Source organism: Streptomyces sp. NPDC002773 (assembly GCF_040295605.1).
Taxonomy (GTDB): domain Bacteria; phylum Actinomycetota; class Actinomycetes; order Streptomycetales; family Streptomycetaceae; genus Streptomyces.
Genome location: NZ_JBEOVO010000011.1, coordinates 18,096 through 37,190, shown reverse-complemented (window position 1 = coordinate 37,190; position 19,095 = coordinate 18,096). Strand labels below are relative to the sequence as shown.

At 74.0% G+C, this 19,095-nt stretch carries 16 protein-coding genes; 10 read left to right on the top strand and 6 right to left on the bottom strand.

Features of this window, described 5'->3' with window-relative positions; all coding sequences use genetic code 11:
- Positions 1-27: 27 nt before the first annotated feature.
- The 6 genes from ABT034_RS16080 to ABT034_RS16055 form a co-directional block, all read right to left on the bottom strand.
- Positions 28-939: a hypothetical protein gene (locus ABT034_RS16080; RefSeq protein WP_351215483.1), complete on the bottom strand. Its 912-nt coding sequence runs from the start codon at positions 937-939 to the stop codon at positions 28-30.
- Positions 940-1,059: 120 nt separating this feature from the next.
- Positions 1,060-3,984 carry a hypothetical protein gene (locus ABT034_RS16075; RefSeq protein WP_351215481.1) on the bottom strand — a complete coding sequence of 975 codons (2,925 nt, stop codon included), beginning with the start codon at positions 3,982-3,984 and terminating at the stop codon, positions 1,060-1,062.
- Between the two features lie 2 nt (positions 3,985-3,986).
- Positions 3,987-5,834, bottom strand: a complete 1,848-nt coding sequence (locus ABT034_RS16070) for an HSP90 family protein (RefSeq protein WP_351215479.1) — start codon at positions 5,832-5,834, stop codon at positions 3,987-3,989.
- 138 nt (positions 5,835-5,972) lie between these two features.
- On the bottom strand, positions 5,973-6,959 hold the full coding sequence (locus ABT034_RS16065; protein ID WP_351215477.1) for a hypothetical protein: 987 nt from the start codon (positions 6,957-6,959) through the stop codon (positions 5,973-5,975).
- Between the two features lie 123 nt (positions 6,960-7,082).
- A complete protein-coding gene (locus ABT034_RS16060) occupies positions 7,083-7,418 on the bottom strand; it encodes a hypothetical protein (RefSeq protein ID WP_351215475.1) in 336 nt (111 codons plus the stop codon).
- A gap of 125 nt (positions 7,419-7,543) precedes the next feature.
- Positions 7,544-8,152, bottom strand: coding sequence for a class I SAM-dependent methyltransferase (locus ABT034_RS16055; RefSeq protein ID WP_351215473.1), 609 nt, complete (start codon positions 8,150-8,152; stop codon positions 7,544-7,546).
- Positions 8,153-8,303: 151 nt separating this feature from the next.
- Here ABT034_RS16055 and ABT034_RS16050 point away from each other — a divergent pair, with 151 nt between their 5' ends.
- The 10 genes from ABT034_RS16050 to ABT034_RS16005 all read left to right on the top strand — a co-directional run bounded on the left by ABT034_RS16050 (position 8,304) and on the right by ABT034_RS16005 (position 18,905).
- Positions 8,304-9,137, top strand: a complete 834-nt coding sequence (locus ABT034_RS16050) for an MHYT domain-containing protein (RefSeq protein ID WP_351215471.1) — start codon at positions 8,304-8,306, stop codon at positions 9,135-9,137.
- Between the two features lie 50 nt (positions 9,138-9,187).
- Positions 9,188-12,448, top strand: a complete 3,261-nt coding sequence (locus ABT034_RS16045; protein ID WP_351215469.1) for a sensor histidine kinase — start codon at positions 9,188-9,190, stop codon at positions 12,446-12,448.
- Positions 12,445-12,879: a roadblock/LC7 domain-containing protein gene (locus tag ABT034_RS16040; RefSeq protein ID WP_056568542.1), complete on the top strand. Its 435-nt coding sequence runs from the start codon at positions 12,445-12,447 to the stop codon at positions 12,877-12,879. The genes ABT034_RS16045 and ABT034_RS16040 overlap by 4 nt, the downstream gene beginning before the upstream one ends.
- Before the next feature lie 13 nt (positions 12,880-12,892).
- Positions 12,893-13,309, top strand: a complete 417-nt coding sequence (locus ABT034_RS16035) for a DUF742 domain-containing protein (protein WP_351215466.1) — start codon at positions 12,893-12,895, stop codon at positions 13,307-13,309.
- The gene (locus ABT034_RS16030; protein ID WP_351215464.1) at positions 13,290-13,907 is read left to right on the top strand and encodes a GTP-binding protein; all 618 of its coding nucleotides are present in this window, start codon (positions 13,290-13,292) and stop codon (positions 13,905-13,907) included. The genes ABT034_RS16035 and ABT034_RS16030 overlap by 20 nt, the downstream gene beginning before the upstream one ends.
- A 213-nt stretch (positions 13,908-14,120) precedes the next feature.
- Positions 14,121-14,534 (top strand): roadblock/LC7 domain-containing protein, encoded by a 414-nt coding sequence (locus ABT034_RS16025; protein ID WP_351215462.1) that lies wholly within the window; start codon positions 14,121-14,123, stop codon positions 14,532-14,534.
- A gap of 162 nt (positions 14,535-14,696) precedes the next feature.
- On the top strand, positions 14,697-15,782 hold the full coding sequence (locus ABT034_RS16020; protein WP_351215460.1) for a DUF6397 family protein: 1,086 nt from the start codon (positions 14,697-14,699) through the stop codon (positions 15,780-15,782).
- Positions 15,783-15,885: 103 nt separating this feature from the next.
- A complete protein-coding gene (locus ABT034_RS16015) occupies positions 15,886-17,433 on the top strand; it encodes an ATP-dependent DNA ligase (protein ID WP_351215458.1) in 1,548 nt (515 codons plus the stop codon).
- Between the two features lie 115 nt (positions 17,434-17,548).
- Complete coding sequence (locus ABT034_RS16010; protein WP_351215456.1) at positions 17,549-17,926, top strand: hypothetical protein; 378 nt, start codon at positions 17,549-17,551, stop codon at positions 17,924-17,926.
- A gap of 193 nt (positions 17,927-18,119) precedes the next feature.
- Positions 18,120-18,905 (top strand): polysaccharide deacetylase family protein, encoded by a 786-nt coding sequence (locus ABT034_RS16005; protein ID WP_351215454.1) that lies wholly within the window; start codon positions 18,120-18,122, stop codon positions 18,903-18,905.
- The last annotated feature ends 190 nt before the right edge of the window (positions 18,906-19,095 follow it).

The window sequence follows — 19,095 nt, the reverse complement described above, 5'->3', positions numbered from 1 at the left end:
CGGACAAGACGTCGGACGAGTGGTCGGTCAGGAAGGACGTACGGCCATGGCGTCGAGTCCTTCGAGGAGCGCGGGCAGCCGCGCGCCCCGGGCCACCGGCAGCACCTCGCCCGGCAGCTCGTCGAGCAGGACGAAGGCCATGTCGTCCGTCCGGGCCACGACCGACCAGCCGGGGCCGTCCACGCGCAGCGTCCGCCCGCCCCCTTCCGCACCGGCGACGGACCGCACCCGCCCGACCGGTGGCGGCTGCACCAGATAGCCCCCGAGCTCGTCGAGCACCCTGCGGACGCCGTCGTACGGGTCACGGGCGGCCCCACCCGGCGCATCGGCCGTACCGTCGGCGGGGACGGCCGTACCGCCGGAGGGGACGCCTGTACCCCCGGCGGCAACGGAATCCGGGTCGGCGTCCGGGCCCGCCAGCTGCTCCCCGGCCGCGGGCCCTTCGGCCACCTGGGCCCGCCAAGCCGCCCACTGGAGGGCCACCTCATCGGCGCCGAGGCGGCGCTGGGCCGGTCCCCACTCGTCGCCGGAAGGCGGTACGAGCGGGGCGGGATCGCCCTCCTCCGGCGCGGGGTCGTGCGGAGCCGGTACACCCGGCGCCCGGGTCACCACGTCGAGCGGCCAGCCCGGCAGCCCGGCCACCACCGTGTGTTCGGCGGGCGAGAGGTCGTAGGCCATGCCGCAGTCCCAGGACGAGATGGCCACCGCGACGAGCGACACGTCGTCGACGACGACCGTCCAGCGCGCCCCGAGCCCGTCCTGGCCGAACACCAGCCCGTACCCGTCCGCGTACGGTTCGAGCCCGAGCGCCGCGCAGGCCGCCGGGTAGTCGTCACCGAGCACGCTCGGGAAGCGCGCGGGCGTGAGCAGCGCCGCCGTCAGCACGAACAGCGCGTCGGCGTCGCCGACGGCCTCGGCGATCGGGTCCTTTCCAGCCACGCGTGCCTCCCCATCCGGTCGTCGGCGCACCTTAACCAGTGAGGAGGGAGACCTGTCCATAGCCCGGCGCCGTGACCTGCGTCGCCGTAAGGACGTCCGCGTCACGCCACGCCGGGAGCCTCACTCGTCGCGCAGTCTGCCCGCCAGGGCGGTCAGGGCCTCGGCCTCGTCGGTGTGGCCCAGGGCGGTCAGACGGGAGACCGCCGAGTCGAGACGGGTCAGGGCGGGGGCGGGGCGTTCCAGGGAGATGCCCTCCACGGCGCTCGCGAGCCGGACGCACTCGGCCCACTCGCCCGCCTGGTTGTTGTCCGGCCCCGGCTCGCCGAGCAGGGCGAGGGCCTTCTCCAGGGCGGTCAGGGCGTCCTCGTGCTCACCGGCGTAGGCGTTCACCCGCCCGTACTCGTAGGCCAGGGCGCTGTCCAGGGAACGGCCACGGGCCTCGTAAGCGGCGGCACGCGCCTCGTCGGCGACCTTCCCGGCGTCGGCGAGGAAGGCGAGGGCGTCCGGCAGCCCCTCGGGACCCTGCTGCCGGCACTGGAGGCGGGCCAGTTCGCGCAGGCAGTTGCTGAGCTGCTCGTAGCGCGGGGCCCGGGCGTGGGCGGCGAGCGCCTGGTCCGCGGCCCCACGGGCCCGGTCGAAGTCGCCCGACTCGCCGAGGAGTACGGCCGTCTCCCCAGCGATCATGGCGTGGCTCCCCGGGTCGTCGTCCCAGCCGGCCGACTCGGCGGCGAGAGCGACGAACTCCGCCGTGGCGGCCTTGAGGTCCTCCCCCGCGTGCAGTGCGCGGGCGCGGATCAGGCGCAGCTGGGCGACGAGCCGGTCGTCCATCTCTCCGGCGGCGACGTCCGGTTCGGCCAGGAGGGAGTCGAGCAGGGCGATGCAGTCCTCGATCCGGCCGAGGTCCAGGCTGAGCTGGGCCGCGTTGCTGTAGGCGCAGAACGCGTCCGTCCGGTTGCCCCGGCGTAGCCCCAGCTCCGCGGAGCGCGTGAGGTGCCGCAGTGCCTCGTCCGGGCGGTCCAGATGCAGGCAGGTCTCGGCCAGGTCGGCGTGGAGGCGACCGGGGTCGACCACGTCGTCCGGCCAGTCCGCGGCCAGGCGCAGGCCCTCGGTCAGATTCGCGTGCGCGGCCTCGGCGTCCCGCAGGCCGAGCTGGATCCGGCCGCGCAGTCCGAGGGTGCGGGGCAGGTGCCAGGCGGGGCCGTGTGCCTTCAGCCGATCGAGGAGGCCGTCGATCTCGGTGACCGCGGCGGGCAGGTCGCCGGAGAGGGCGAAGGTACTGGCTCGTATCAGCAGGGCGCCGGAGACCTGTCCGCCGATGTCGTGCCGGGTGGCGAACGCGTGCAGCGCGTCCGCCGCGGCGAAGACCGGCGCGACGTGCTCCTCGCTGCCCGACGCCTGCAGGCGCAGGCCCAGCGCGGTCGACCGTATGCGCAGCAGACGGGCCTCCAGGTACGGCGCGATGCCCGGGTTCTCCTCGTGCAGCCGGACCAGGGCCTCGTGGGCGGCGGTGAGCGCGGCCACCTTGGCCCCGGGTTCCTCGGTGCCCTCCGCGGGGATCTCGGCGAAGGCGAGCACGGCGGAGGCGCGGGAGACCGCCGCGTCACCCGGCTGCCCCGCGTCCTCGTACAGGCCCGCGGCCTCCTCGTACAGGTCGGAGGCGAGAGCGTAGTCCTCGTCGTCGTCCGCCCGGCTCGCCTCGTCGGCCAGCAGATCGGCGCGCAGCCGTACGAGCGGCCCGACGGCCGGGTCGTCGGGGTGGACGTAGTCGCGGGCGGTGGCGAGGGTGCGCAGGCGCGCCCAGCAGGCCCGCGCGTCCGGGTGGCCCTGCGCGTCCAACGCCCGTGCCCGGACGATGAGTTCGGGCAGCGACTCGGGCTCGCCGGCGGTCGTGCGCGGGGCGGGCGCGGCGGGGGCCACCTCGTCCAGGCCGCGGGTGCGCAGGGTCAGTTCCAGCGCGTCCAGGAGCGGGGCACGGTCGAGGCGGGCCCTGCGGCGGTCGGCGTGGGCCGTGGTCCCGTTCCGCGCGTCGAAACGGGCGGCGAGGTCGTCGGCGCGGCCCCCCGCCTCGGCGCGCAGGCCGGTCACCGTCCAGGTGCGGCCCGGGTATCCGGCGGCGGGCAGCTCGCCGTGACCGAGGGCCTCGACACGCCGCAGGAGGACCTCGACGCCGGTGAGGAAGTCGAGCTGGTCCAGGGGCGAGGCGACCTCGTCGAACAGGTTCCGGTTCTCCGCGAGCAGTTCCAGGCCGCGTGCCTCGTTGCCGGTCAGGGCGCAGAACTCCAGGTGCCGGCCGACCTCCCCGGACATCGAGGGGTTGCGGCGGCAGGCGCGGTAGCCGGCGAGGTGGAGCTCGCGGGCCCGGTCGGTGCGGCCGGTGCGTAGCAGGGGCAGCAGCGCGAACGAGACGGAGCGGGCCGGCTCCTCCTGGCAGGACTCCTTCCCGGCGAGTACGGGCTCCCAGACGCGCAGCGCCCGCTCGTCGTCGCCCCCCGCGAGGTGGTGGAGGGCGCGCTCGCAGATCTCGCAGGCCTCGCAGTCGCTCAGCCGGGTGCGGGCCCGGCCCGCCCACAGCTCGTAGGCGACGGTCGTGTCCTCACCGCGGTGGGCGGCGAGCTGGTACGCCTGACCGTAGTAGGGCTGGAGGCCGAGGTCGGCCTTCTCGTACCGCTCACGCATCTCGGTCAGCCACTGGCGCAGGCTGGTCAGCGGGACCTCGGGCAGCGCGCGCAGCGCGTTGGCCACCCACTTGAACCGCCAGAACAGCAGGTGGCGCAGATGCTCGTCGAAGACGTCGGGCTGCTCGTCGAAGAGGGTGAGCAGGCGGGCGAAGACGACGGGTGACTTCCGGGGCTCGGAGCCGTAGGTGTACGCCTCCTGGAGTTCGAGCAGCGCGTGGACGAGCGGCACGGGATCAGCGAACTGCTCGGCGGCGTCGACCAGTTCCTCGGCGGTGACGGTGCGGGTGCGGCCGTAGGGGAGCTGGTCGTTCTCGCGGAGCGCCTGGTACAGCTCGTCGGCGTTCTGGGGATGGGGTGCGGTCGGCATCGTCAGCTGTCCTTGCGGAGGGCGTGGGCGAGGAGGTCGAGGAAGGAGCGGTTGATGAGGCTCGACTCGGCGGGCCTGAGCGGACGCCGGGACAGCAGCGCGGCCTGCCCGTAGAGGGCCTCGGCGCTGGTGCGGGCCAGCTCGGGCTCGTCGATGGCGACGGCGGTACGGACCAGCGGGTTGAGCTGGTTGAGGATCAGCTGGGCCCGCGGGGCCTCCTGGCGCAGGGCGCCGAGGATGTCCCCCCACAGACCGCCCGCCTGCTCACGGGCGAGCTGGGAGCGGGTGCGCTCGTGCCGGGCCTCGCGGCTGTCGATGAGGAGGGCGGGAGCGGAGGCGGGCTGGAAGGTGCGCAGCGCGACGTCGCAGTCGAAGACGGCGAGGGCGTCGCGCGCCAGGGCGAGGTAGGCCGCCGCGGACAGTTCCGTCTCCCGGTCGACGGGGTCGAGATGGGCGGTGAGGGTCGCCGGGTCGAGGTCGGCGACGCTGACCTCCGGCCGGATCTCGGGCAGCCGGTGGACCAGTTCGCGGTCGTAGGTGTAGCCGCCGTTGACGACGCCGAGCCCGGCGGCCGAGGCGATCGCCGCGACCTGCCGGAACTCCTCCACGCTCGACGTCACGAGCACCGTGCGGTGGGTGCGCGCGAACTCGTCCAGGGTGGTGTGCCCGTCGGTGGTCTCGAACGGAAGCCAGGGCAGCAGCATCCGCAGGATCTCGTCGTCGTGCACCGCGAGCGACTTCACGGCCAGATGGTGGGCCTGGAGGAAGCGGGCGAGCAGGTCGGGGTCGCTGGCGGCGACCCGGGCGATCCACGCGCGCAGGTGCTCGGCGAGGGCGTCGCGGACGGCGGCGAGCGTGTCGTCCTCGTACAGGGACTCGCGGGACGCCGTCGGCCGCAGGCTCTCGGCGTCGACGACACAGCGGACGAAGAACGCCCACTCGGGCAGGATCTCCGCCGCCTGCTCGGACAGCAGCATGCCCTTGACGTGCACGTGGTGACCGTGGCGGCGCCCGGCCGGCACCGCCTCGGGCAGCACGCACGCGATGCCCTTCAGGCCGACGGCCGGCAGGTCCAGCTCGATGGTGTCCAGGGGGGTGAAGCCGAAGACCTCGGTGCCGTACGCGGCCAGGGCGCGCGAGCGGGATCCCGGTGTGGGGTACGTACGCGTCCAGGGTGCGGGCTCGGGGTTGACGGGCCGGTCCGGACCGCCCGAGCCGTCGTCGAAGTTCACCGGGTGGCGCAGCAGGGAACCGAAGTGCCGGGCCAGGGTGTGCACCTGCGCGGGCCGGGTCCACTCGCCCGCGTCGGCACGCGGCGTCAGCGTGACGGTGGTGCCGGGCCGCGGGTGGGCGGACGCGGGCAGGGTGCGGACGGTGTAGCTGCCGTCGCCGCGGCCCCGCCACTCGACGGCCGGTGCGTCGGGGTTCCGGGCGGAGCGGCTCAGGACGTGGATCTCGTCCGCCACCAGGAAGCAGGAGAGCAGGCCGATGCCGAACTGGCCGATGAAGTCGGCGCGTTGCTCAGCGACCTGGTCCGCACGCTTGCTGCTGCGGCCGATCGTGGCGAGGAAGGTGTGCACGTCGGCCTCGGTGAGGCCGACGCCGTCGTCCTCGACGCGTACCACCGAGCCGTCGGCGTACAAGCGGATGCCGAAGGCGTCGGTGGGGGCGCCCGGTTCGAGGTTGTGCCGTGCGGTCAGCGCGTCCACCGCGTTCTGCAGGAGTTCGCGCAGGTAGACCCGAGGGCTGGAGTAGAGGTGGTGGGAGAGGAGGTCGACGAGGCCGCGCAGATCCACCTGGAAGGTGCGGTCGGCGCCGGCCGGGTCGGTAGCGGTGTCGGGCAGAGTCATGGGGCGGTCCGGGGTGGGAGAGGCGGCAGGGCGCGGGCGGACTGGGGTGGCCGCGCGCTCAGGCGCGGCGGTGGCGGTGGCGGGTCCGGCGTGCCGCGTGCTCAGGGGCGGTGGCGGGGTCCGGGGTGGTCGTCGCGCTCAGGCGCGGCGGTGGCGGCGGGCGAACTGCTTCTCGGGATCCCCGAAGTAGGTCCAGGGCCAACTGGTGTACGCCCCGTCGAGCGCCTGGAACACGCGCTGGACCGTGTGCCGCTCACCCGCGAGCGAAAGCGCCATGGCGAACGTGTTGAAGTCGTGCTGCCAACCCGGGCGCCGCACATGGGAGGGGTGGAGGATGCTGTGATCGGCCGCGTTCCGCAGCTCGGACCGGATCGCCGGGTCCACGAGGCAGTCCTCCTGGTCCGACTCGACCCACTCCTCGATGTGCGCCATGGCGATCACGCAGCCGAGCCGGTGCCCCTCCGGAGTACGGGCGAGGGCGTCACGGGCGAAGGCCATCGCCTGGCCGGGCTCGCCACCCCAGCGGGGCTGCAACTGCGACACCCACTGGACGTGGCTCTCCAGGTCCAGCGGATCGCGGCGCAGGGCGGCGTCGAGACGGGCCTCGTTGACGGCGGCGCCCAGCGAGATGCCGCGGCCGGAGGTGAGGAGGCGGCGCCACGGCGTGACCCACTCCGGCCGCAGCTCGGCGGCCTCCAGCAACTGCTCCTCGGCGATGCCGAGCCGCTCGCGGAAGACCCGCCACTGCTCCTGCGTGACGTCCGCGGCACGCGCGGCGGTACGTGCCTCCCAACCCCACGTGAGGTGGCGCGCCCCGGATATCAGGAGGGCGGTCGCCCGGTGCTCCTTGTCCTCCTCGACGGCCCGGCCGATCCAGTCCTGCACGCCGTCCATGTCGGCGAGCTCGCCCAGGACCTGGTGGTCGCGGCCGATGTCGAAGGGCGCGAGGGCGGCCTTGACCGCCTCCCAGTCACCCGCGTCCGCCGCTTCGACCAGGGCGAGCACCCGCGTGTCCCCCAGTGCGCGCAGGGTGTACATTCCGTTCCTCTGCCTGCGCGTGACGGGAAGGGCGTACGGATCCGCCGCCGTTCTCCCCGCCCCCCTGTCGAACAGCTTGCCGAACATCGCCGCGCCCTCCCCAGGCCCCGTGTATGAGTCCGGTGCAGCATAAGCGGGCCCACCGACACCGCTTCCACCGGGTTTTCACCGGAGCTTCACGCGGCGGAGGGGAGGCGTTCGCGGCGGTCTCTAGGCGTCACCCGCCGGCTGCCTCGGCTGCCGGCCCTGGAGGCCGAGCAGCGACCGGGCCACCGCGCTCGGCGTCTCGCCCCGCTCCCTGGCGAGGGTGAGCAGGGCCCGGCAGGCGAGCTCGTTGACGCCGAACGACAGCATTCCGGGGGAGACCCGGCCCGCCGCCTCCTCCGCGCGGGCCGCGTCGTCCTCGGCGCACGCGGCCACGTAGTCCGCCGCCGCCTCGAAGAGGTTGTGCCCCTGCCGGGGGCGTGGTGGCGTCGCCGCGGCGGGCGCTGGGGCCCGCCGGGCGGAGGGAAGGAGCCTGCGCAGTCTTTCCGGTATCCGTGCCACGCCGCACCGCCTCTCCCGGGCACGACTGCCCGGTAGGTCCACCGTAGACAGTGAAGTGCCGTGACAGAAGGGTGCGTTGACCGGCAGGCTCACATTCCGGGAAGGGCCCCGTCGGCCCGAGCCCCTCAGCCTTCGCGGACGGCCATGGCCAGATAGCGTGCGTCCTCGTCGACGTAGCTGACGAGCCGCCAGCCGGCTTCGGCGAGCACGAGGGTCAGCCGGGGTTCCGCGCGCAGGTCGTCCGGCGTGATCCGGCGGCCGTGGCGGGCCGCGAGGGCGGCCCGGCCGATCGGGTGGAAGAGCGCGAGCCGGCCGCCGGGCCGTACGGCACGGGCGAGTTCGCGCAGGCCGGCGACGGGTTCCGCGAGGTGGGAGATGAGCCCCGCCCCGAAGACGGCGTCGAGCGCCCCGTCGCGTACCGGAAGACGGCCGACGTCCGCGAGCAGCAGCGTCGCGTCGCCCCCCGCTCCGCCCCGCCCGGCCCGGACGGCCTGTTCGAGCATCTCGGGGGTGAGGTCGGCGCCGAGTACGGTGCCGGAGGGGCCGACGGCGGCGCGGAGCGGCGGGAGTGCCCGCCCGGTCCCGCAGCCGGCGTCGAGTACCGCGTCGCCCGGACGCAGCCCGATCTCGGCCACGGCCGCCGCGTACGCGGGACCGTCGTCGGGGAAGCGGCTGTCCCAGTCGGCGGCGCGGGCGCCGAAGAACTCTCGGACGTGTGTGGGGTCATCGCTCATGCGCTCATGATTCCGTACCCGGTGGTGTGAACGTTGTGTGTGCACGTTCGAGCCCGGCGCGATCGTTCGGGACCATCTCTCTGTCATATTCCATCAGCTTTCGAAATGCGCCCCTGGTGCGCCCCCCGATGCGCACTAGCGTCCCTGAGCCATGGGACACCTGGACCACGCCACCTTCGGCTGGCTGACACCTGCACTGTCGTACGCGATGGCCTGCGTCGGTGCCGCCCTCGGGCTGCGCTGCACGGTACGGGCACTCGACGCGACCGGCCGTTCGCGGCGGAACTGGCTGCTCACCGCCGCCTCCGCCCTCGGCACCGGCATCTGGACGATGCACTTCGTGGCGATGCTCGGCTTCGGTGTGACCGGCACCGACATCCGCTACGACGTTCCGCTCACCATCCTCAGCCTCGTCATCGCGATGGCCGTCGTCGGCGTCGGCGTGTTCGCCGTCGGCTACGGCCGCGACCGGGTCCGGTCGCTCCTGATCGGCGGGCTGACCACGGGCGTCGGAGTGGCGAGCATGCACTACATGGGCATGGCCGCCCTCCGGCTCCACGGCGAGGTCCGGTACGACCCCGTACTCGTCGGCCTCTCGGTCCTCATCGCCGTCGTCGCCGCCACCGCGGCCCTGTGGGCAGCCCTCAACATCCACGCGCCCGCCGCCGTGGCCGTCGCGTCCCTCGTGATGGCCGCGGCCGTCAGCAGCATGCACTACACGGGCATGTTCGCCGTTCGGGTGGACGTGGTCCCCTCCGGCGCGGCCCTGCCGGGGGCCACGGTCATGCAGTTCATCTTCCCGCTCGCGGTCGGCCTCGGCTCGTACCTCTTCATCACCTCCGCCTTCGTTGCCCTCTCCCCGACGGCCGAGGAAAGGGCCGCGTACGCCTCGGCGGGGCGCCTCACCGAGCCGGACGAGCGCGCCGTCGACGTCGCCCCGCCCGGCTTCCGCACCGCGCAGCCGGCCCGTACGCCCCTGAACTGACCCTCACCCCACTTGCCACCAGCGACAGCCGCAGCCGGAACGAGGAGGCCATGCGAACTCCCCGCAAGACCAAGGACGCCGAGGCGACGGCGCCGCCGATGGGGGCAGCGCGCGGGCGGCGCGCACACGCCGGGCCGCCCGCCGAAGAACGGGGGGAGCCCACCCCCGAGGCCTTCCCGACAGCTGGCCACGCGACCGCCGGGCACACGGCTGGGGCACACGCGACCGTCGGACACGCGACCTCCGGGCACACGGCTGGTGGTGGTGCCGAGGTACCGTCCTCGGCCGCTCCCGCCACCGCCCCGCGCCGGCTCCGTCCCGTGCGCCACGGACTGCGGCCCCGTACCGTCCGCGCCAAGATCGTCTCGCTCCTGATGGTCCCGGTCGTCTCGCTCCTCGCACTCTGGGGCTTCGCCACCGTCACCACCGCGCAGGACGTCGCACGGCTCCGTCAGCTCCAGCGCGTCGACGCGGAGATCCGTGAGCCCGTGGCGGCCGCCCTCGCCGCCCTCCAGGCCGAACGGCGCGCCGCCGTACGGCAGGTCGCCGCCCCCGGTGCCACCCGGGCCGCCGAGCTCAAGGACCGGATACGCCGCACGGACGAGGCCGTCGACCGGCTCCGTCACGACGACACGCACACCGTCGGCGACACCGGGGATCTGCCCGGCGACGTCGGCGACCGGGTGGGCGCGTTCGTCGGCAAGGTCGAGGGCCTCGCCCGGCTCCGTACCGCCGCCACCGACGGGCGGGCCGACGGGGACCAGGTGTACGAGGAGTACACGGCCGCGGTGTCCGCCGCGTTCGCCGTCGGCGGCGCCCTCACCGGCGTCCAGGACGCCCAGCAGGGGTCCAACGCGCGCGTACTCCTGGAATTCGGCCGGGCCGGCGAGATGCTGTCCCGCGAGGACGCCCTCCTCACCGCCGCCCATCTCGACGGCACCTTCACGGAGGACCGGCTCCGCGCCTTCTCCGGCGCCGTCGAGACCCGACGCGCCCTCACCGCCTCGGCCACCGCCGATCTGCCCGCTGCGGCACGCACCGCGTGGACCCGGCTCACGGCGAGCGGCGACCATACCCGGCTCACCCGGGCGGAGGACCGGATCCGGACCGCGAGCCCGGGCCGGGGCGCTGCCCAGGCGGTCGCCTCGGCCGACTGGGACGGCACTCTCGCCGCCGTACGGACCGCCCTCACGGCGATCGAGGCCGACGCGCGCACCGAGGCGGCCGGCCGGGCCGACCCCTTCGCCGGTGGTCTCCTCAGCGCGGGCGGCGCGGCGGTGGTCCTCGGCCTCGGGGCCGTCGTCGTCTCCCTCGTCATCTCCGTACGGATCGGTCGCGGACTCGTCGTCGAACTCGTCAGCCTCCGCAACACCGCCCTCGGCATCGCGCGCGGCAAACTCCCCGCCGCCATGCGCAGGCTGCGCGCCGGAGAGGAGATCGACGTCCGGGCCGAGGCACCGCCGGGGCCCGTCTCCCAGGACGAGATCGGCCAGGTGGGCGAGGCCCTCACGACCGTTCACCGCGCGGCTCTCTCCGCCGCCGTCGAACGCGCCGAACTCGCCAGCGGCATCTCCGGGGTGTTCGTCAACCTCGCCCGGCGCAGCCAGGTCCTGGTCCACCGCCAGCTCAACCTCCTGGACAGCATGGAGCGTCGGGCCGACGACCCGAACGAACTCGGCGACCTCTTCCGGCTCGACCACCTCACCACCCGGATGCGACGCCACGCCGAGAGCCTCATCATCCTCTCGGGCGCCGCCCCCGGCCGGGCCTGGCGCATGCCCGTCCCCCTCACCAACGTCGTCCGCGCCGCCGTCTCCGAGATCGAGGACTACGCGCGCGTGGAGGTGCGCCGGCTCCCGGAGACGGCCGTCGTCGGCGGCGCCGTCGCCGACCTCACCCACCTCCTGGCCGAACTCATCGAGAACGCGGCCCAGTTCTCCCCGCCCCACACCAAGGTGCGCGTCAGCGGCGAACCCGTCGGCAACGGATACGCACTGGAGATCGAGGACCGCGGACTCGGCATGGGCAAGGAGACCCTGGCCGAGGCCAACGCCCGCATCGCCCAGTCCGAGGCCCTCGACCTCTTCGACAGCGACCGGCTCGGCCTCTTCGTGGTCAGCAGGCTCTCCTCCCGCCATGACATCAAGGTCCAACTGCGCACCTCGCCGTACGGGGGCACGACCGCCGTCGTACTGCTTCCGACGGACCTGCTCCAGGGTGCGCTGCCGCCGGGCCGCGGCGCCCCGGCGGCGGCGACCGGCCACGGACCTGGGCCGGCCCATGCCGGCCCTCCGCACGCGCGCGATGCCCGTACACCTGCCTCCGGCGGGGGAGCCCCCGACACCACCGACCGCGGATACGCCCCCGAACACGGGAGCGCCGACCGGCTCGGCACCGACCGGACCAGCGCCCACCCGCTCGGCGCCGCCCCGTCCGATGCCGACCGGTGTACGGACGACTCGCGTGCCGCACGCGAGCGCGAGGAGGAGCACCGCGCCGAGGCGCGCCGCTTCGGCCGCCCGCAGACGACCCGCGCCCCGGGACAGGCCGGCCCACCCCCGCCCGCCGGTACGCCGATCACGAGAATCGCCCCCGCCGGCACCCCGAGCGCCGGAGCCGCTCCCCGCGGGTCCGTCCCGGAACCCCGCCGGACCGACCCGCAGCCGCCTGCTGGTGCGCGGCCGCCTGCCGGCGCGCGGCCGGCGCACCCGGCCCGGGAGTCGGGCAACCCCCGGCCTCCGGGCTCGCCCCAGGCCCCACCGTTCTCCCGACCGCAACCGCAACCGCAGCCGCAGCCCCAGCCGCGCCTGTTGCCGCGCCCGACCGCCGTTCCCGCGCTCGCGCCGCCGCCGGAGTCCGGGCCGCCGCCGGCCGGGGTCACCGAGCTGCGCCGCCGCAGTCCCTCCGTACCGCCGCCGACGCGGGAACAGCCGCCCGGCCCGCCCCCGGGCCACGGCGAGACCGAGGCCGAACTCCCCCGACGTGTACGGCAGGCGAGCCTCGTACCGCAGCTGCGCGAGGCACCCGCTCCCGCACCGGCCTTCGTACCGTCCGCGCCGGACACCGACCCCCGTACCCCCGAGCGGGTACGGGACCGGATGACGGCCTACCGGGACGGCTGGCAGCGCGGCGGAGGCGCCGCCCCCGGCAGCAGGCGCCCGCTCGGCACCGGCTTCGGCGACCCCGCCGCGGGCCCCACCACCCGGCCGCGAACGGACTCCCGTACGGAGCCCGGCACCGGCACCGGTCATGGCCTCGGCCACGGCACGACACCCCCCGACGACCCCCGTTCCGAAGGAGACCACGCATGATCGACCACGAGAGGATCTCCCACCACCGGTCCGGCGAGCTCGACTGGCTCCTCGACGACCTCGTCATGCGGGTCCGGGAGGTCCGCCACACCGTGGTGCTCTCCAACGACGGACTCGCCGTGGGGGCCTCCAGCGGACTCAGCCGTGAGGACGCCGAGCACCTGGCGGCCATCGCCTCCGGCTTCCACAGCCTCGCCAAGGGCGCCGGACGCCAGTTCCACACCGGCGGCGTCCGGCAGACCATGGTCGAGATGGACGACGGCTTCCTCTTCGTCGCCGCGGCGGGTGACGGCTCCTGCCTCGCCGTCCTCAGCTCCGTGAGCGCCGACATCGGCCTCATCGCCTACGAGATGGCCCGCCTCGTCAAGCGCGTCGGCGAGCACCTCCACACCCCGCCACGGCTCACGGTGACCCCGCCCGCCGCCGGCTGACCGGAGAACCCCCATGAACGAGGACAGCACCGGCGGCGGCCCGTCCGCGCCGGGCAGTCAGTGGTACGACGCCGACGCCGGACCGCTGGTACGCCCGTACGCGATGACCGGCGGACGGACCAGGCCGGGGCCCAGCAACGTACGGTTCGACCTCATCGCCCTCGTCGTCGTGGACGACGACCCGCCCGGACCGGCCGAGGAGTCGCTCCTCGGCCCCGAACACCGGTCGCTGCTCGCCCTGTGCCGGGCCGAGACCCAGTCGGTGGCCGAACTCTCCGCCGACGCCGACCTGCCCGTCGGCGTCGTCCGGGTCCTCCTCGGCGACCTCCTCGAATCGGGCTTCGTACGCGTCAGCCGGCCCGTACCGCCCGCACAGCTCCCCGACGAAAGAATCCTGAGGGAAGTAATCGATGGCCTACGAGCGCTCTGAGAGCACCGGCACGGACGACGGCGCGGACACCACCGCCCTCGCCCTGAAGATCCTGATCGCCGGCGGATTCGGCGTGGGCAAGACCACCCTCGTCGGCGCGGTCAGCGAGATCCGGCCCCTGCGCACCGAGGAACGGCTCAGTCGTGCGGGGGAGTTCGTCGACGACACCGGCGGGGTCGACCAGAAGACCACCACGACCGTCGCCATGGACTTCGGCCGCATCACGATCCGCGCCGGGCTCTCCCTCTACCTCTTCGGGACGCCCGGCCAGGACCGGTTCTGGTTCCTGTGGGACGAACTGTCCCAGGGCGCCCTGGGGGCGGTCGTCCTCGCCGACACGCGGCGCCTGGAGGACTGCTTCCCCGCGGTCGACTACTTCGAGCACCGGAAGATCCCCTTCGTGGTCGCCGTCAACTGCTTCACGGGCGCGCGTGCGTACGGCGCGGCGGACGTCTCCCGCGCCCTCGACCTGGACCGCGGCACGCCCGTCGTGCTGTGCGACGCGCGCGACCGCGACTCCGGGAAGGAGGTGCTCATCCGCCTCGTCGAGTACGCCGGGCGGATGCACACCGCCCGGCTCCTCGACACCGTCGGCTGAGCCGCCGGCACGGAGACGGCCCGGAAGGGGAACGCGCGGGCGTGGTCCGGTGCTTGCCCTGTCCACGGCAGTGCGTAAGGCTTGCGGGGATACGGCGACACGGCGGACCACGACGGCACGGAACACAGGACCACGGGACCACAGGACCACAGGACCACGGGACCACGGGAATCCGGCCGACGGGGGACGCACCACCTAGGGGGAGGACCACTGATGGCGCTGGACAAGGAACTTGACTGGCTGCTCGACGACCTGACCCAGCGGGTCGGATTCATACGGCACGCGCTCGTGCTGTCGAACGACGGGCTGGTGACGGGCGCGAGCAGCGGACTCGCCCGTGAGGACGCCGAGCACCTGGCAGCCGTCTCCTCCGGCCTGCACAGCCTCGCCCGGGGCTCGGGCCGGCACTTCCGGGCGGGCAGGGCGCGGCAGACGATGGTGGAGTTCGACGAGGCGCTGCTCTTCGTGACGGCGGCGGGGGAGGGGAGCTGCCTCTGCGTCCTGAGCGCGGCGGAGGCGGACGTCGGCCAGGTGGCGTACGAGATGACGCTCCTGGTCAACCGGGTCGGCGAGCACCTCGGCGTGGCGGCACGACAGCCGGGCCTGCCGGGCGGCGGTGTGCTCTGACGCCCTGAGGCCCGCCCGTCTTCGACGCCCATGGATCGTTGTGCACAGGCGGTTGTCCACAGGACGTGCGGCCGTCGTCACTCTGCGTTACGTTTCTGGTGGGGGGGCGGAAAGAACCGCGACCCGGGGACACAGGGACGGACGGACGGGGAGGGCGACGGGATGACGGTGGACGGAGGGGCGCGCACGGTGACACCGGGGCGGGCCGCACAGGAACTGGAACTGGGGCGCGAGGAGTTCCGGCTCGCGGTCCAGCTGGGCCTGGTGAGGACGGCGCCGGCGCGCGAGGGCGTCGGCGGGCAGCGGCGGATCGAGCGGTGCGAGCTCGACCGCCTCAGGGCAGCACCGGACTTCCCCTCCGGCCTGCGGGAACGGGTGCGCGGGGTCGGTACGGGGCAGGCCGCCGCACTCCTGGAGATCACCCCGGACCGGTTCACCAGGCTGGCCCGGACGGGGCACGTCAGCCCCGTGCGGTTCTCCCTGAACCGCTACAGGGCGGTGGTGTGGACGTACCTCGCGGAGGAGGTCGCCGAGTTCGGCCTCGCCTGCCCGGCGCTGCTCACCGGGCGGCTGCCCCTGGAGCTTCGTGAACGCCTGGCCGCGCACGAGGACCTGCGGCCCCGGAACTGGCGTGCGCGGCGGCTCGCTGTGCTGCTCCGCACCGCGGGCGACTCCTGGGCGCGGGCCGCGGCCATCGCCTCGCTGCTCGACCCGGTCCAGGTGGCCGAGGTCGTCGACGACCCGTTCGAGCGCGCCCACCTCGACCGGCTGCGCCCACCGCCTCCACCGGGGATGCCGGTGGCCGCGGCGGCGCGGGAGATCGCCGAGCGGCTCACCCGGGCCGACGACCCGGACGAGATCCTGTGGCAGCGGATCAGTCTCGCGATGGCCCTGGACGAGGCACGAGCCGAGCGACCGGCTCCGTATCCCGGCGAGGCCGGTGCCTTCGCGCCGGGTGCCGGTGCCACGGTGGGGGGCGCGGTGCCGGAGGTGCCGGTTCTGGCGGGGAGTGCGGTCCCGGAGGTGCTGGCCCCGGCAGGGCGCGCGGTGTCGGAGGTACCGGCCCTGGAGGTGTCGGTCCCGGTCGGGCGGGCGGATACGGCGGTGCCCGTACCCGTTGGGCGTCCGGCGGTGAAGGACCGTCCGCCGGGCCGTCCGGCCCGCAGCAAGCTCCTCGACCGGTTCCGTCGCAAGGGGCCGGAGGTCGGGCGGCCCAGGGGAAGGAAGCGCCCGGTGTCCTGGCCCTGACGCCGACGCCCCGGGGGCCGGACGACCCGGTCGGGTACCGGGCGCAGGCGCCGCGTGGTGGTGTCGGCGTGCGGCGGCCGGAAGCTGTGGGGAGGATGGGCCCATGCTGCTCGCCCGTGTCGCCGAGGTGTCCCGGGAGGTCACCGCTGCCTCCGCGCGCTCGCGCAAGATCGGCCTGCTGGCCGAGCTGTTCGCGGAGGCGGCCCCCGAGGAGAGCCCCCTCGTCATCGCGTATCTCTCGGGGCGGCTCCCGCAGGGGCGGCTCGGCGTCGGGTGGAGCGTGCTCAAGGGTGTCGTCCCTCCCGCCGTCCCGCCCGCCGAGCTGCCGGGTCTCACGCTCGGGCGGGTCGACGAGGTGATGTCGGAGCTCGCCGCGGTCTCCGGAGCCGGCGCCCGGGCCGAGCGGACCCGGCTCGTCCACGCCCTGTTCGCCGCCGCCACCCACGACGAACAGCAACTCCTGCTGCGGCTGCTCACCGGAGAGGTGCGCCAGGGAGCCCTCGACGCCATCGCCCTGGAGGGCGTCGCCCTGGCCGCCACCGTGCCCGCCGCCGAGCTGCGGCGCGCCGTGATGCTCGAAGGCGCGCTGCCCCGGGTCGCCCAGGCGGTGCTCGCCGAGGGGGCCACCGCCCTCGACCGGTTCACCCTGCGGGTGGGCAACCCCGTGCAGCCCATGCTCGCGCACACCGCCGCATCCGTCACCGAGGCGATCGCCGCCGTCGGGGCCTGTGTCGTGGAGGAGAAACTCGACGGCATCCGCATCCAGGTCCATCGACGTGGCGACGAGGTCCGTGTCCACACCCGTTCGCTCGACGACATCACCGATCGGCTCCCCGAAGTGGTCGCGGCCGCCCGCGCCGTGCCCGACGACGCCTTCATCCTGGACGGCGAGGTCATCGCGCTCGACCCCGGCACCGGGCGCCCCGTGTCCTTCCAGTCCATCGCGGCCCGGGTCGGTTCCCGCACCGACGTGGCCGCCGCGCGCGCCGTCCTGCCCCTCACACCGGTCTTCTTCGACGTTCTCGCGGCCGACGGAGAGGGGCTGATCGACCGCTCGGGCCGCGAGCGGCACGAGGTGCTCTCCCGGTTGCTCCCCGAGTCCCAGCGGGTCCGACGCGTCCTCGTCACCGACCCGGCCGACCCCGCGCAGACCGCGGCGGCCGAGCGGTTCTTCACCGACACACTGGCCCACGGACACGAAGGGGTGCTGGTCAAGGCCCTGGACGCGCCGTACGTCGCCGGCCGCAGAGGGCGTACCTGGCTGAAGGTGAAACCCGTCCACACCGTCGACCTCGTCGTCCTCGCCGTCGAACGGGGCCACGGACGGAGGACCGGGCTGCTCTCCAACCTCCATCTCGGCGCCCGCGCGGCCGACGGCGGCTTCGTCATGCTCGGCAAGACCTTCAAGGGGCTCACCGACGAGATGCTTCGCTGGCAGACCGAACGGCTCGGTGAACTCGCCGTGGAGGACGACGGATTCACCGTACGGGTACGCCCCGAACTCGTCGTGGAGATCGCCTACGACGGCCTCCAGACCTCGACGCGCTATCCGGCCGGTGTCACCCTCCGCTTCGCCCGCGTCGTGCGTCACCGCCCCGACAAGCCGGCCTCGGAGGCCGACACGGTCGAGGAGGTCGTCGGCCGCCGGTGAGGGGCGGGGCGGGCCTCGCGCGACGCCGTCCCGAGAGGGATGCTGGAGTCGTGGTACGACGAGCGCCGGTACGACGAGCGCGGGGTGCCGCGGGCGCCCGGCGGGCCGCGAGGAGATGAGCGACGTGTACGACTTGCACATCGACACCGACGTCACCGTGCAGCTGTGCGACTGCAGCCGGGAGGACGCACAGGCCGTCTTCGACGTCCTCGACGGCGTCTACCAGCTGGAGGACATGACGGCCCCCGGTCCGCAGACGGCGACAGGCCCTTCCCCCACCGTCTGGACGGCCACCTTCGACACGGCCGGGGGGCGGCACAAGGAAGTGCGTCCCACCTCTCTGACCTCCCCGGTCGGTGCCACGCTCACCGGTGGCTACCACGCCGTCGACGAGGTCGAGAAGGTGCTCGCCGCCGGCTTCGACATCCAGTCCCTGCAGTCCGTCTCCGGTGACCAGGAGACCGAGGCCCGACTGCTGCTCGCCTCGCGCTGAGCGAGAGCGCGAACTCCCCGGACGGAGCGGACGGGCGCCGTCCGGGGTTCACGTGTGCCCGCGCGGTTGCGGGACCCCGCCGACCTCCCCGGTATACACCGTGTGTAGAGTTCTCGGGCGGCCGTGAGTGACGCCCTGACCAGGCGGTTTTACGGCTGCATCGAAGACATCGCAGGGGAAAGCGGGTTCCACCATGTTCCGATCCAGGCCGGGCCGACGCCGGGGGACGGCCACTGTCCTGCTCGCCGCCGCGTCGCTGATGCTGACGCTCGGCGGCTGCGGGGTCGACCCCGTCACCCCGCAGGATGCACGAGAGGAAGGCGGAACCGACGACAAGGCCGGCTCCGCGGCCCGCCGCGTCGACTGCGCCAAGGTCAAGTGCATCGCGCTGACCTTCGACGCCGGGCCGGGCAAGGACACCCCCCGGCTCCTCGACGTACTCAAGGAGAAGCAGGTCCCCGCGACCTTCTTCCTCCTCGGCCACAAGCACGTCGACCGCTACCCCCACGTGGTCAAGCGCATCGCCGACGAGGGGCACGAGGTCGCCAACCACACCTGGACGCATCGGATCCTGACCGATCTGGACGAGGCGGAAGTGCGCGACGAGCTGGCCCGCACCCAGGACGCCGTCGAGAAGATCACCGGCCGGAAGCCCACGCTCATGCGCCCGCCACAGGGCCGTACCGATGACACGGTGTCGGAGATCAGCCGGGAACTGGGGCTGGCCCAGGTCCTCTGGAGCATCACCGCCAAGGACTACTCCACCACCGACTCGGCCCTCATACGGCAGCGCGTCCTCGAACAGGCGCACGGTGACGGGATCATCCTGCTCCACGACATCTACGACGGTACGGTCCCGGCCGTACCGTCGATCATCGACGAGCTCAAGCGGCGAGGCTTCACCTTCGTCACGGTCCCGGAGCTCCTCGCCCCCGGCACGGCCGAACCGGGCACCGTCTACCGCCCCGAGAAGGACTGACCAGATCCCACGAAACCGGGTGAGGTGACTCACATCCCCCACCGGGGAACGCTCGGAACATTCGGGAAAGGTTTATCGTTCATACGTATGTGACGGCGAAGGGGCCCGGTCCCCAAGGTCCCCCCCCAGAGGTGACCGCCCTTCGCGTCACGGCGATCGGCCCCGGTTGGAATCCCCCGTCCAACCGGGG

Excerpts from the sequence above, each read along its gene's own strand:
- ABT034_RS16020 (WP_351215460.1), top strand. The coding sequence starts at position 14,697 with ATGACGGTGGACGGAGGGGCGCGCACGGTGACACCGGGGCGGGCCGCA.
- ABT034_RS16070 (WP_351215479.1), bottom strand. The coding sequence starts at position 5,834 with ATGACTCTGCCCGACACCGCTACCGACCCGGCCGGCGCCGACCGCACC.
- ABT034_RS16055 (WP_351215473.1), bottom strand. The coding sequence starts at position 8,152 with ATGAGCGATGACCCCACACACGTCCGAGAGTTCTTCGGCGCCCGCGCC.
- ABT034_RS16035 (WP_351215466.1), top strand. The coding sequence starts at position 12,893 with ATGAACGAGGACAGCACCGGCGGCGGCCCGTCCGCGCCGGGCAGTCAG.
- ABT034_RS16050 (WP_351215471.1), top strand. The coding sequence starts at position 8,304 with ATGGGACACCTGGACCACGCCACCTTCGGCTGGCTGACACCTGCACTG.
- ABT034_RS16005 (WP_351215454.1), top strand. The coding sequence starts at position 18,120 with ATGTTCCGATCCAGGCCGGGCCGACGCCGGGGGACGGCCACTGTCCTG.
- ABT034_RS16025 (WP_351215462.1), top strand. The coding sequence starts at position 14,121 with ATGGCGCTGGACAAGGAACTTGACTGGCTGCTCGACGACCTGACCCAG.
- ABT034_RS16015 (WP_351215458.1), top strand. The coding sequence starts at position 15,886 with ATGCTGCTCGCCCGTGTCGCCGAGGTGTCCCGGGAGGTCACCGCTGCC.
- ABT034_RS16010 (WP_351215456.1), top strand. The coding sequence starts at position 17,549 with ATGAGCGACGTGTACGACTTGCACATCGACACCGACGTCACCGTGCAG.
- ABT034_RS16030 (WP_351215464.1), top strand. The coding sequence starts at position 13,290 with ATGGCCTACGAGCGCTCTGAGAGCACCGGCACGGACGACGGCGCGGAC.
- ABT034_RS16075 (WP_351215481.1), bottom strand. The coding sequence starts at position 3,984 with ATGCCGACCGCACCCCATCCCCAGAACGCCGACGAGCTGTACCAGGCG.
- ABT034_RS16045 (WP_351215469.1), top strand. The coding sequence starts at position 9,188 with ATGCGAACTCCCCGCAAGACCAAGGACGCCGAGGCGACGGCGCCGCCG.
- ABT034_RS16065 (WP_351215477.1), bottom strand. The coding sequence starts at position 6,959 with ATGTTCGGCAAGCTGTTCGACAGGGGGGCGGGGAGAACGGCGGCGGAT.
- ABT034_RS16040 (WP_056568542.1), top strand. The coding sequence starts at position 12,445 with ATGATCGACCACGAGAGGATCTCCCACCACCGGTCCGGCGAGCTCGAC.